The organism is Martinezella lusitana (assembly GCF_016901135.1).
GTDB lineage: Bacteria > Pseudomonadota > Alphaproteobacteria > Rhizobiales > Rhizobiaceae > Rhizobium > Rhizobium lusitanum_D.
This window is the reverse complement of sequence record NZ_JAFEVL010000042.1, coordinates 238,071-251,069: the sequence shown is the minus strand read 5'-3', so window position 1 is coordinate 251,069 and position 12,999 is coordinate 238,071. Positions and strand designations below refer to the sequence as shown.

Genomic DNA, 12,999 nt, shown 5'->3' with positions numbered 1-12,999 from the left:
CGAGGTGACGAGCAAAATTCATTCTCCTTTAGGCGACATTGTTCTGCGGATGGTGAAGCATTAGCGTGCTCCACCAGGTCTGCGTCTCCACTTTCCATCCGCTGGCGACCGCGCAAAGACCGATTCGCAGCGCCGCAAGGGGACGTAAGGGGATCGTGGCTGCTGCCAAAAGGACACTAGTTCGAAAGTTGGGGGGGCAGATGTTTGCGGATTTGGAGGTCTTTCAACAGGCGTTTGACGTGTGCGTCGCGGGCGGAGGCCCGGTCGGTATTGCCGCTGCGCTGGAATTGAGCAGGCGCGGCATACGAACGCTGCTTATCGAAGCCGGGCCGAAGCGATCGAAACGACCCCGACAAAACGAAACAGGGTTCGACATAGAAGACGATGTCTATCACGCTGCGGACCGACTTACTTCGGCCACCGGACTTGGCGGCACGTCCGAACGATGGGGTGGGCAATGCGTTGAGCTTGATGATATAGACTTCGAAGCAAGAGATTATGTCGCACACTCCGATTGGCCTATTGCTCACGAAAAGATTTCGCCTTTCTATCAGCGGGCGCGATCTCTTTTGAGCAGCAATGTCGGCGGCGAGCGATCGGAACTAGAACCGGAACCGGAGACTGATTTTCCAACATCCCGCGAAAGCTGGACACGAATACGCAACACAGCGAGAGCCAACAGGGCCGAGCTCGCTTCTTCGCAGAACCTCTTCGTCGCCCTAGACGCGAGGGTCAAAGCTCTGGTGTTCGACCCGGTGGAGGGGCGGGTACGTTCCATGTCGATTGCCTGCCGCGGTGGTTCGTACAAGGTGTGCGCCGAGCACTACGTGCTGGCCTGTGGCGGCAGGGGCAATACCCGGCTGCTGCTGAACCTTCAGGTTGCGTTTCCGCAATTGTTCGGCGGAAGCGATGGGCCGCTCGGGCGTTTCTACATGGGACACCTCGCTGGGCAGATCGCGCAGATCGAATTCGCCACCAGGGAGCATGCCGAACGGTATCTTTTTAAGCGTACATCCACCGGAACCTTCGTGTGCAACCGGTTTCAACCCGCCCCCAAGGTGCAACGGGCTCTCGAACTGCCAAATATCGCTTTTTGGCCGACAAACCGGAGGGCCGCCGTAGGTGAGGTCGACGCGGCGCTCTCGCTGCTATATCTCTGGAACAGCCGGAAGACCGTCGTCCACAAGGCGACATGGGGCGAAGCCGATCGATCCCGTTACTATAATGTGTTGCATAATATGCTGCGCCATCCCCTTGGCGCGACCCGTTCCGCGCTGGGGCTGATTCACCAAAAATACAGTTTGGCCGAACCATATGTTCTGCTGCGCAGGCCAGACATGCGATACGGCCTTCGTTACCATGGCGAGCAAATTCCCAGCAGTTCAAACCGCGCCTTCCTCAAGCCCGTGCAAGATGAGGATGGCCAGTTCAAGCTCGAGGTCTCATTCCGATATTTGCCTCAGGATTTTCGCGGGACGCTCCAAGCACATCTCGCCCTCGATCGCTGGCTCAAGGAGCGCAAAATAGGCAAGCTGATATTCGACGCAGCTCCCGAAAATGTTGAAGAGCATATCGCCGCACAAGCCAAAGACGGCTATCATCAGATCGGGTTGACCAGGATGGGTGTGGACCGCAACCACGCCGTCGTCAACCACAACTGTCGCGTCATCGACATCGCTAACCTCTATATCGCCGGTAGCTCCGTTTTCGTTACATCCGGACAAGCTAACCCCACGCTTCCCGCCGTCGCCTTCGCCGTCAGACTCGCCGAACATCTCGCGACTGAGGCCCGCCGTCAAAGCACCACGGCGGCGGATTTGTCGACGAGCAGCCGTTTGCAGCCTCAAAAGGGATCGCCTCTGAGTATCCCATGAAGCATTTGCTGATGTCTTGCTGGGTATCGCGCGTCTGATCGGGCAGCTGAGAATTACGTGAAACTCGGCGCTGCTCGACGAGAAAGTATCGGGCAGAAGGGTGTGTCCGGCTTTTTCGCACCGGTCCTGTACGATCGCTAGATGGTCGAGAAATGCGCGGCACTCCTCTCAACGAAACGCGAGTCACTTATGACACCATCATCGGTGCCGTCACCTCGGTCGGCAAGAATGTCCTGTCGCGCGTTGCTGCCCTGCACGACGGTCTTTCCGGGATTGTTGCCTTCCTCCCAATTGTGCGATGCTCCTCAGCGAAATGGCAGCAACTGCGCACAAGGGAAATGGGCGGCATGAGCATATCGGACTTGGAGGGCGGCGGTGGTCCGCGCAAGAAGAGCCTTTATGAGGAGCTTCATGGGCGACTGAAGGCTGAAATCCTGGAGGGTGCCGTGCCGGAAGGGATCGTGCTGACCGAGGCTGCCCTTGCCGGTATTGTCGGCAGCAGCCGCGCGCCTGTGCGACAGGCGCTGCAAATGCTGGCCGAGGATGGTCTGATCAATCGCTTCGACGGTCGCGGCTTTGTCGTCGGCTCGTCGGGAACGCCGCCCAGGCGGGAGAAGCTGGCCGACTATCTCGGCAAGCTGATCGAGGCCGATGCCAGGCCGATGTTTGCCTGGCAGGCGCTTTATGAAAACGTCGAGCGCATTGTCGTCTACCGCTCGTTTTTCGGCCGTTACCGGATCAATGAAAACGAGCTCGCGCGGCATTTCGGGGTCGGCCGCGCGGTAGCGCGCGATGTGCTCCTGAAGCTCGAAACGCTCGGCATTACGGAAAAGGACGACAATTTCCGCTGGTCGATCGTGCCGCTCGACAGCCAGCGTATCCGCGATCTCTACGAGGTGCGTGAGCAGATCGAGCCAGTCGCGCTTTCAAGCGCCTTGGGCGGCCTTTCGGATGATCATATCGGCATGATGCTGGCGCGGCTATCGAAGGCGCTTGCTGATTATCCCGATGTTTCGGCCTCGACCATGTACGAGCTGGAGCTCGACCTTCATCTGCGCAGCCTCCTGGCTTGCCCGAACAAGGAGTTCCTGTGCATCCTCAAGCGCACGCATTGCATCCTGACGCTCAGCAAGCATGTGGTCGGCATCCGCATCAAGATGCCGGAATACGAGCCGTTTCTCGCCGAACATATCGGTGTATTCGAGATGATGCGGAGACGCGACGAGGAGGGGTTGCGCAAGGCGATGCGCGACCACATCCGAAACTCCCAGCCGAATGTCCAGGCGCGCGCCGCCTATATCCGCGCGCATTATCAGCCCGATGACTATAGCTTCATCGCCTAGCGTATGCGTGCAATATCAGGTGATGGCACCGACCTGCCAGGGCACGAATTCATTGTCGCCATAGTCGAAGGTTTCGCTCAGCGTCTTCTTGCCGGAGGCGACAGCAATGATGTCCTCGAAGATCCGCTCGCCGGCCGCCTCGATCGTATCCTCGCCACTGACGATGTCACCGCAGTTGATGTCCATGTCCTCGCGCATGTGGTTGTACATCTCGGTATTCGTGGCGATCTTGATGCAGGGAGCCGGCTTGAAGCCCGAGACCGATCCTCGGCCCGTTGTAAAGCAGATCACGTTGCAGCCGCCCGCGACCTGGCCGGTTACGGCAACCGGATCGTAGCCCGGCGTATCCATGAAGACGAAGCCGGTCTTGTCGACGATCTCCGAATATTCATAGACCGCCTTCAGTGGCATGGTGCCGCCCTTGGCGACCGCGCCGAGTGATTTCTCCAGAATGGTTGTGAGACCGCCGAGCTTGTTGCCGTAGGATGGGTTGTTGTTGAGCTCGGCGCCGTTGCGTCGCGTATAGTCGCGCCACCAGTCGATCCTTGAGAGCAGCTTTTCGGCAACTGCCGGTGTCGCAGCGCGCCGCGTCAGCAGGTGTTCTGCACCGTAGATCTCCGGTGTCTCCGCAAGAACCGATGTCCCGCCATTGCGAACGAGAAGATCGGAGGCATAGCCGAGCGCCGGATTGGCCGAGATTCCCGAGTAACCGTCCGAGCCGCCGCATTCGAGCGCCAGTTTCAGACCAGAAAGCGGCTGAGCGGTCCGTCTGGCCGCGTTGACCTCGGGCAGCATGTCACGGATCATTTCGGAGGCGGCGGCGATGGACTTGCGCGTGCCGCCGAGATCCTGAATGGTCATGGTGCGCAGCCGGTTTCCCTCTTCGAGCTTGTAGTGCTCGAGAATGGGCGCGATTTGGTTGGTTTCGCAGCCGAGCCCGATCATCAGGATACCGCCGAAATTCGGATGGCGCGCGTAGCCCTGAAGGGTGCGCGCCAGATAGCGATAGCCCTCGGAATTGGTGTTGATGGCGCAGCCGCCGCCATGGGTGAGTGCGACGACGCCATCGACATTGTCGAAGCCTTCCAGGCCGCCGGTGCGGTTGAAGTGTTCGGCGATATATTTCGAGACGGTGGCCGAGCAGTTGACCGTGGTGATGATGCCGATGAAGTTGCGGGTGCCGACGCCGCCGGCGCCGCGATCGAAGCCCATGAAGGTGCGACAGTCCTCGCGAGGCAGCATGCCTGCTTCTTCGATATCGACGCTGAACTGGTAGGGATGGTCGGATTCGATGACGGCGAGATTCTGCAGATGCACATGGCCTCCCGCCGGAATGAATTGTGTCGCTATGCCGATCGGCTGGCCAAATTTACGGATTTCCTGACCGGCGGCGATATCGCGCACCGCCACCTTGTGTCCGCGCGGGATTTGCTCGGCGGCGATCAATCCTTCGATGCCGGTCGGGCTCCCGGCACGGATCATCGCGCGGGCAACCGCGACGTCGTCTATGGGATTAAGGAGGATGACAGGCGAAACGGCGGACATGAAAGGTTCCGTGAGGTTGGATTAATGTCTATTGCTAGCAATAGACAATCATTCGACGGGGAGGGCGTCAAGCGTGATTGACGCCAGCGGCAAAGTTCTTTCCATCAGTTGTGCGGCTGGCGTGCAAGCCAGGTGGTCAGATCCGCCTCGGCCCGCTCCAGCGCGTTGTGATTGAGCAGCTTTCGAAGGAGCGCGACGGCAACGGCCCGCGCACGCAGATTGAACCGGCCGTCATCGCCCTGGTTGCCGAGCGGCTGGTAAACGCCGAGCTTGACGTAGAGCTGCTGCAGCCGGTTCTGCACGCTGCGCACCGACAGACTACGCCTGTGCGCGATTGCCCGATCGGTGAGGCCGAGCGCGATGTCGACAAGGATCTCATATTCGGCCTCGGTAAAGCCGTTGATGTTGCCGAGGCTCTTTTGCTGCATGCCGCGCACTTCGCGGTCGATCACGCATTGGCTTTCGATGAAGATGCTGCGAAGCGCGAGCTTCAGCCGGTCGTCGGAGGCCGATTTCAGCACATAACCGTAGACTGCACCGACCGGCACGATGCGCGAGACGCCGCGCACATAGGCCTCATCCGAATAGTTCGACCAGAACAGGATGCGCGTTTCCGGCCGCTCCTTCCAGATGGTGCGCGCCGCTTCAATGCCGTTGCGTGGGCTCATCTGCAGGTCCATGACGATATGGGCGGATTTCCAATCGCGCGCCAGTCGTTCACCGGCACCGCCGTTTTCGGCTTCCACCACGCCGTCACATTCGGGGAGGGCGGCGCGGACGGCCTCGTGCAGATAGGAACGATGAAGAGGATCGTCCTCGATGATCAGGACCTTCATGCCGCAGCTCCTCCGACGGGTTGCGCCTTGGCGGGCAGGCTGACGCTGACCAGTGTTCCTCCGGATGCCCCTGCCGGTTTGACGGCGAAACGCGCCGAGATCAAACGCGCCCGCGTCTTCATGTTTTCGATACCGCCGCCAGATAATTTGCGGGCATTACCGAGCCCCAGACCATCATCGATGACGTCTATGGTGACGGCCCCTTCGGCGCCTTTCAGATGAACCACAATGCTGCTTGCCTGCGCATGGCGGATGGCGTTGTTGATGGCTTCCTGCGCTATGCGGAAGAGCGCAATGGTGACTGATTGTTCGAGGCAGTCGATGGCGCCGCCGGTCTCGTCATTCAGGGTCCACGCCAGCGTTGCCCCGCTTTCCTGGATCGACCGTTCGAGGTGGTTTTCCACCGCCTGGGCAAAGCCGAAGAGCTGAAGGACCGAGGGTTTTGCCTCCTCGATGATCTGGCGAAGATCGTGCATGCTGTGCTGCAGACCCCGGAAGAGCGGCTCGAGCGCCTCGCCCGTGACATCAGGCTGGCGCGCCAGCCGCTCCAGCCGCCGCGAAAGGCGAGTGAGATCGGCGAGGATCTGGTCGTGCAGGTCCATGCCGATGCGTTGGCGCTCCGCCTCAAGCGCCTCCGTCAGTTTCAGCGCGCCGAGCCGCAGGCCTTCCTCGCGAGCTCGCGCCTCCGCCTCGACGATAGCGGATCGTTTCGCCTGATCTGCGGCGCGGATGGCGAAGAAGTGCGGAGCGAGCAGATCGGCAATCGCGCGTGCGCTTTCGACATCCTGCATGTCGTAAAAACCCATCTGATGGCTGGAGCAAGATAGCGCGCCTATGACATGACCCTGCACTTTGAGGGGGACATGCAGGCGGCTGTGCAGCGATTGATGGAAGATCGGGTGCGAGAAAGCACCTTGGAAATGGAATTGTGGATCGCTCCAGGCGTCATCGGTCAGCAGATGGTCGGTCTCGCCCCAAAGAAGCGTGCGAATGGGGCTGTTGCTGACGGGGGCTGGAAAGCGCTTGCCCCAATCGGTCTCCATCCCGCTTTCGTAGGCCGTATGGAATTTCTCGTCCACCATGATGATGCAGACGTCGAGGTGATCATGCGGGATGACATGGCTGATCTCGGCCGCGACAGCCTGGATGACGGAGTGAAAATCAAGCCGGCCGGCTATAAGCCTCGAAATGTTGAGGTAATGGTCAAAGACCGATTGTGGCGCCAGATCGCGCAAGACACGCCCTCCCAGGCAATACGTCGACCTCTACTCCTCCGATCGATCGCAGCATGCAGATTTCCAACGCTATTAAGCGCCGAACAAAGTCGTTCGTCCTGCGGACTTGCGCATCTTTTCTGCGGGATCCCGCAAGGTCCCGCCCTTTAAGCGCCTATACAAGCGTCACAATCTCGGACATCCTGTTTCTACTGACAGGGGAACCTTCAGTGCAAATATTATTTTCGATCGTTCGTTGAGGAGCGCGTTCGAAAATCTTGGCCTGGAAGTTGAAGTACAGGCTCTTTGGGAGGAAAAAATGAATATTACCAAGATGCTTCTGGCGTCCGCCGTCATCGCGTGTGTTGCCGTGCCGGCTGCTGCCTTTGCAGATACGTCATCCAAGAAAATTGCCCTGTCGAACAACTATGCCGGCAACTCCTGGCGCCAAGCCATGCTCACCAGCTGGCAGAAGGTGACCGGCGAGGCCGTGAAAGCGGGCGTCGTTGCCGCCGCCGATCCGTTCACGACGGCAGAAAACCAGGCGACCGAGCAGGCCGCCCAGATCCAGAACATGATCCTGCAGGGCTATGATGCGATCGTCATCGATGCCGCATCGCCGACCGCGCTGAACGGCGCGATCAAGGAAGCCTGCGATGCCAAGATCGTCGTCGTTTCGTTCGACGGCATCGTCACCGAACCATGCGCCTGGCGTATCGCGGTCGATTTCAAGGCGATGGGCGCAAGCCAGATCGAATATCTCGCCAAGAAGATGCCAAAGGGCGGCAACATCCTCGAAATTCGCGGGCTTGCCGGCGTTTCCGTAGACGACGAGATTTCGGCCGGCATCCACGATGCGGCCTCCAAATATCCGCAGTTCAAGATCGTCGGCTCGGTGCATGGTGACTGGGCACAGGATGTGGCGCAACGCGCTGTCGCCGGCATCCTGCCGAGCCTGCCCGACATCGCCGCGGTCGTGACCCAGGGCGGTGACGGCTATGGTGCTGCCCAGGCCTTTGCCGCCGCAAAGCGCCCGATGCCGACGATCGTCATGGGCAACCGCCAGGACGAACTTGCCTGGTGGAAGAAGGAGAAGGACGCCAGCGGCTACGAGACCATGTCGGTCTCCATCGCGCCCGGCGTCTCGACGCTGGCCTTCTGGGTCGCCCAGCAGATCCTCGATGGCCAACAGGTGAAGAAGGATCTGGTCGTGCCGTTCCTGCGCATCGACCAGGACAATCTCGAAACCAACCTTGCCACGACCCAGGCTGGCGGCGTCGCCAATGTCGAATACACGCTCGACGATGCCAAGAAGGCCATCGCGACGGCAAAGTAGCCGATATCAGCCTGCTATTTAAGACCAGCGCCGCCCGATGAGAAGGCGGCGCTGGCCAGACGCAACGCCCGACCGGACGATCCATGATTGCAGTCAAAGACAATGCTTCGATGAGACAGGATGCCGAGCGGCAAGCGGTCGTCTCGGCCCGCGGCATTAAGGTGCATTTCGGTGCCGTCAAGGCGCTTGATGGCGCCGATCTTACAATTCTTGCCGGTGAATGTATCGGTCTTGTCGGTCACAACGGCGCCGGCAAGTCGACGATCGTCAACGTCATCAATGGCGGTCTGAGCCCGCACGAGGGCACAATCGCCTATGAGGGCGACGATAAAGTTCATGGCATCAACGCTGCGCGTGCGCATGGCATTCGTTGCGTTTTCCAGGAGCTATCGCTTGCGCCCAACCTGACCGTCGTCGAGAACATGCGGGTCGTTCACCGCAGCCTCGCCGGCTGGAACTGGCGGCGGCAGGCGGCCGCGATCATCCGCGCCAAGCTCGACGAGATTTTCGCCGGCCACAAGATCGACGTCATGCGCACCGTCGGCGAACTTTCCATCGCTGAACGGCAGATGGTGGAGATCGCGATTACCTTTTGTGTCGTGGGGGAAGAGCCGAAGCTCGTCATTCTGGACGAGCCCACCTCTTCGCTCGATGCCGGATTGGCGGCGCAACTGATGGCCTATGTCCGGGCTTTCGTTCAAACAGGCGGCGCCGTGATGCTGATCTCGCATATCCTTGGCGAGATCCTTTCGACCGCGAGCCGCATCCTGGTCATGAAGGACGGCCGTGTCGTTGCCGATCGCGCCGCTCAGGATTTTACGGTGCACAGCCTTGTGCAGGCGATGGGCAGTGTCATCAAGGAACAGGATCGCAAGGTGAGGAACGGAGAGGGTGTTGCGGCATCTCCCATTCTTGCGTTGCCTGCGCGCGGCGGTAAGGGTCTTGCCTTCGCGGTCCGCAAGGGCGAGGTGATCGGCCTTGCCGGTCTTGCCGGCCACGGCCAGACGGAGATGTTGCTCGATCTCCATCGGTCGCTCTCGAACAACTGGCTGCCGGGCAGGCAGGACAAGATCACCTTCGTCGCCGGCGACAGAAGCCTGAACGGCACCTTTCCGCTGTGGAGCATTTTGAAGAACCTCAGCATCGCGTCGCTCGGTGAACTCTCGCAGAAGTACCTCGTCAATAGACAGCGGGAAGAAGGCCTGGGGGCCGACTGGAAGGGCCGCATCGAAATCCGCACGCCGGCCATGGAAAACGGCATCCTGTCGCTATCGGGCGGCAACCAGCAGAAAGTTCTGTTCGCCCGCGCCTTGGCGACCACGTCACCGATTGTGCTGATGGATGATCCGATGCGCGGTGTCGATATCGGCACCAAACAGGAAGTCTACAGGATACTGAACGACGAAGCGTCGGCCGGGCGCACCTTCATCTGGTACTCGACGGAAATGGACGAGATCCGTCTCTGCGATCGCGCCTATGTCTTCCGCAATGGCGCCATTGTCGCGGAACTGGTCGGGGACAAAATCACCGAGGAAAACGTGCTGGCCGCTTCATTTGCCGGAGAAGGCGCATGAGCCGTCCATCCTCCGCCACCCTGCGCCTGCTGATCCCGGCACTCTCGCTTGCCGTCCTGCTCGTCGCCGTCTTTTATCTGCAGCCGCGAGCCATGAGCTATATCGGCCTCAATCTGCTCTTCAATCTCGCCGTGCCGATTGCGCTCGCGACAATCGCCCAGATGTTGATCATGTCGGTCAACGATCTCGATCTGTCGATGGGAGCCTTCGTCAGTTTCACCGCCTGCGTGGCGGCGACTTATTTGCAATCCTCCCCACTCATCGGCATCCTCATCCTGGCTGCGGCGATTGCCGTCTATGCCGTGATCGGCATCGTCATCTACATCAGGGATCTGCCGTCGATCGTCGTGACGCTCGGCATGAGCTTCGTCTGGGGCGGTCTGGCGGTCCTTTTGCTGCCGGCACCAGGCGGCACCGCGCCCGATTGGGCGCGCTGGCTGATGACCTCCAAACCGCCGCTCGTTCCCATGGCAATCGTCGCGAGCGTCGTCATTGCGCTGATTTCCCACCTGATCGTCATGCGCTCCTCCTTCGGTGTCCTGATCCGCGGTGTGGGCGGCAATCAGCGCTCGCTGCAGCGTGCGGGCTGGTCTGTCGTCAGCCTGCGTGCAGCGGCTTACGCGCTGGCCGGTCTCTTCGCTGTGCTGGCCGGTATTGCGCTCGTGGGCCTTACGACCTCCGCGGATGCGAATATCGCGCTGCGCTATACATTGCTGTCGATAGCCGGCGTCATCCTCGGCGGCGGCGAGTTCACGGGCGGGCGCGTCTCTCCGATGGGTGCCGTGATCGGCGCGCTGACGCTGACCTTGGCGGGCTCCTTCCTCTCGTTCCTGCGGATCTCGCCGGACTGGCAGATCGGTGCGCAGGGTGCGATCCTGATCATCGTTCTGGCCCTTCGGCTCTTGCTCAACCGTGTCGAAAAGCGGGAGAAACAATCATGACCGCTCTTCGCGCGCTCGGCCGGAAACCCTGGATCTGGTCCTTTGTCGCGGCCATCCTCGTGTGGATCATCACGGTGCTTTTCACAGGCGGCGCCAGTTCGATCGGCCTGTCGCAGGCCGCACTCACCTTTGCCGCCTTTTCCGTCATCGTCGGCATCGGCCAGATGTTCGTCATCACACTCGGGCCTGGCAATATCGATCTTTCGGTGCCGGCCACCATGACGCTTGCCGGCACGATTGCGTTGAAGCTGATGAATGTCGAGGACGGCATGATCGTGCCGGGCCTGCTGGTGTCGATCCTGATCGGCCTCGGCATCGGGATCGGCAATTATGCCCTGATCAAGTTGCTGCGCATTCCGCCGATCATCGCGACCCTCTCGATGAGCTTCATCATCCAGTCGGCGGCCATCTGGAGCAATCGCGGGCTGCGCATCAAGCCGCCCGAGCAACTGGCAGACTTCACCACCTCGGGCGTGCTCGGCATTCCGAATGTCGCCCTTGTCGCCCTGCTGTTGTCCGCGCTTGCCTGGGTCTTGCTGGAGAGGACGATCTACGGCCGCTGGATCTCGGCGATCGGACAGAGCATGTTTGCGGCGCGCATGGCCGGTATTCCGGTCGATGGAACACGGCTTGCGACCTATGTGCTCTGCGCCATCCTCGCCTCGATCTGCGGCTATCTTCTCGCCAGTTTCTCCGGTGGCGCAGCTCTCAATATGGGGGCCGAATATCTGTTGATGTCGATCGCCGTCGTTATCATCGGCGGCACAGCGGTCGCCGGCGGCGATTCAAATGTCCCGGGCATATGGGGCGCATCGCTGTTCATGTTTCTGGTCGTCTCTATGCTGAACACATACGGCTTCGGCGCCGGTCCAAGGCTCATTCTGACCGGCTTCATCATCATCGCCGTCATTCTCGTTGCCGGCGGCCGTCCCATCAGTGGGCGCTGACACTGTTCCCCCAGCGGTCCTTACAGGAAAATAGCAATGCCAAACGACGCACCGTCCCTTTACGAAATATACGACACGCGATTCCGCAATCTCGTGGTTCCGAGCGCCGGTCTGGAAGAGCTCTATTCCGATTGCCGCTGGGCGGAAGGGCCGGTCTGGTTCGCAGACACCGGCTGCCTGATTTGGAGCGACATCCCGAACGAACGCATGCTGCGCTGGGTGCCGGGTGGGAGTGTGTCGATCTTCCGCGCTCCCTCGAATTTCGCCAACGGCAACACGCGCGACCGGCAGGGGCGTTTGGTATCCTGCGAGCATGGCACCCGCCGGGTGACGCGCACTGAGATCGATGGTTCGATCACCGTCCTGGCCGATAGCTACAAGGGTAAGCGGCTAAATTCGCCCAACGATGTGGTCGTCCGCTCCGATGGATCCGTCTGGTTCACCGATCCGACCTACGGCATCCTGTCAGGCTACGAGGGCTATAAGGCTGAGCCGGAGCAGGCGACACGCAATGTCTACAGGCTCGACCCGGCGACCGGCGAACTGCAGATCATGGTCGACGATTTCCGTCAGCCGAACGGCTTGGCCTTCTCGCCCGATGAGACGAAGTTCTATGTCGCCGACTCCGCCGCAAGTCATGACAACAACGCCCCGCGGCACATTCGCGTGTTCGACGTGATCGGCGGAAACAAGCTCGCCAATGGCCAGGTCTTCTGCGACATCGACGCGGGCATTCCGGATGGATTCCGTGCAGACACCGCCGGCAATATCTGGACGAGTGCCGGCGACGGCGTGCATTGCTTCGCGCCTGATGGCACCTTGCTCGGCAAGATCAGGATACCGCAGACGGTCGCAAACCTGACTTTTGGCGGACCTCGCCGCAACCAGCTGTTCATTGCCGCGACGCGATCGCTGTATCGTGTCTACACGGCGGCCACAGGAGCGCAGGTGCCCTAGACTGCGTTGCTTGATCCGTTCATCGCAGGATGGATGATCTAGCTAGGTCGTGTTGACAAAGTGTTTCGGCCGATACGACCTTGGGGTTTAGAGGATGCTGGTGGCGAACGCGAAGAGCTCTGCCTCGTGGCATTGAGGCAGAGCTGAAAAGGCCTATTGAAAGGACCTCCCTGTGCGAACCTCCGATTGGGGGGCGCGAGTGTTCGCACGTTGCAGCTTTACTGCCGTTCGCTTAAACGGAGCTGAAAGGCCGGTGAGCACCGGCATGGTCCAGGACTGCATGCGGATCGCGAAGATCGGTTAGTTTGTGACCATCGGTTTGATCGCATGGCTCCGATCATAATCCATCTTCTAAAGCATGACAGAAAAATGGAACTGATCGAAGCCGAAATCGTAGTGTGTAAGAATCTTGATCATTTTACTTGAGCTTCG

At 60.2% G+C, this 12,999-nt stretch carries 10 protein-coding genes; 7 read left to right on the top strand and 3 right to left on the bottom strand.

What is annotated here, in order from left to right; genetic code table 11:
- The first annotated feature begins 200 nt into the window (after positions 1 to 200).
- Positions 201 to 1,874 carry a GMC oxidoreductase gene (locus JTP94_RS15405; protein WP_204851350.1) on the top strand — a complete coding sequence of 558 codons (1,674 nt, stop codon included), beginning with the start codon at positions 201 to 203 and terminating at the stop codon, positions 1,872 to 1,874.
- Between the two features lie 152 nt (positions 1,875 to 2,026).
- The gene (locus JTP94_RS15400; protein ID WP_246754992.1) at positions 2,027 to 3,217 is read left to right on the top strand and encodes a GntR family transcriptional regulator; all 1,191 of its coding nucleotides are present in this window, start codon (positions 2,027 to 2,029) and stop codon (positions 3,215 to 3,217) included.
- 15 nt (positions 3,218 to 3,232) lie between these two features.
- Here JTP94_RS15400 and JTP94_RS15395 read toward each other — a convergent pair whose 3' ends face one another.
- The 3 genes from JTP94_RS15395 to JTP94_RS15385 form a co-directional block, all read right to left on the bottom strand.
- Positions 3,233 to 4,762 (bottom strand): UxaA family hydrolase, encoded by a 1,530-nt coding sequence (locus tag JTP94_RS15395; RefSeq protein ID WP_204851349.1) that lies wholly within the window; start codon positions 4,760 to 4,762, stop codon positions 3,233 to 3,235.
- A 104-nt stretch (positions 4,763 to 4,866) separates the two neighbouring features.
- Positions 4,867 to 5,598, bottom strand: a complete 732-nt coding sequence (locus JTP94_RS15390; protein ID WP_204851348.1) for a response regulator transcription factor — start codon at positions 5,596 to 5,598, stop codon at positions 4,867 to 4,869.
- Positions 5,595 to 6,833, bottom strand: a complete 1,239-nt coding sequence (locus JTP94_RS15385; RefSeq protein ID WP_204851347.1) for a sensor histidine kinase — start codon at positions 6,831 to 6,833, stop codon at positions 5,595 to 5,597. Before JTP94_RS15385 ends, JTP94_RS15390 begins: the two co-directional genes overlap by 4 nt.
- Before the next feature lie 298 nt (positions 6,834 to 7,131).
- Here JTP94_RS15385 and JTP94_RS15380 point away from each other — a divergent pair, with 298 nt between their 5' ends.
- The 5 genes from JTP94_RS15380 to JTP94_RS15360 all read left to right on the top strand — a co-directional run bounded on the left by JTP94_RS15380 (position 7,132) and on the right by JTP94_RS15360 (position 12,567).
- Positions 7,132 to 8,148 carry an ABC transporter substrate-binding protein gene (locus tag JTP94_RS15380; protein ID WP_204851346.1) on the top strand — a complete coding sequence of 339 codons (1,017 nt, stop codon included), beginning with the start codon at positions 7,132 to 7,134 and terminating at the stop codon, positions 8,146 to 8,148.
- A gap of 110 nt (positions 8,149 to 8,258) precedes the next feature.
- Entirely contained in the window at positions 8,259 to 9,722 is a 1,464-nt protein-coding gene (locus tag JTP94_RS15375) for an ATP-binding cassette domain-containing protein (protein WP_409456614.1), read from the top strand.
- Positions 9,719 to 10,663: an ABC transporter permease gene (locus JTP94_RS15370; protein WP_204851344.1), complete on the top strand. Its 945-nt coding sequence runs from the start codon at positions 9,719 to 9,721 to the stop codon at positions 10,661 to 10,663. Before JTP94_RS15375 ends, JTP94_RS15370 begins: the two co-directional genes overlap by 4 nt.
- A complete protein-coding gene (locus JTP94_RS15365; RefSeq protein ID WP_204851343.1) occupies positions 10,660 to 11,610 on the top strand; it encodes an ABC transporter permease in 951 nt (316 codons plus the stop codon). The genes JTP94_RS15370 and JTP94_RS15365 overlap by 4 nt, the downstream gene beginning before the upstream one ends.
- Before the next feature lie 36 nt (positions 11,611 to 11,646).
- Positions 11,647 to 12,567: an SMP-30/gluconolactonase/LRE family protein gene (locus JTP94_RS15360; RefSeq protein ID WP_204851342.1), complete on the top strand. Its 921-nt coding sequence runs from the start codon at positions 11,647 to 11,649 to the stop codon at positions 12,565 to 12,567.
- Positions 12,568 to 12,999: the final 432 nt, after the last annotated feature.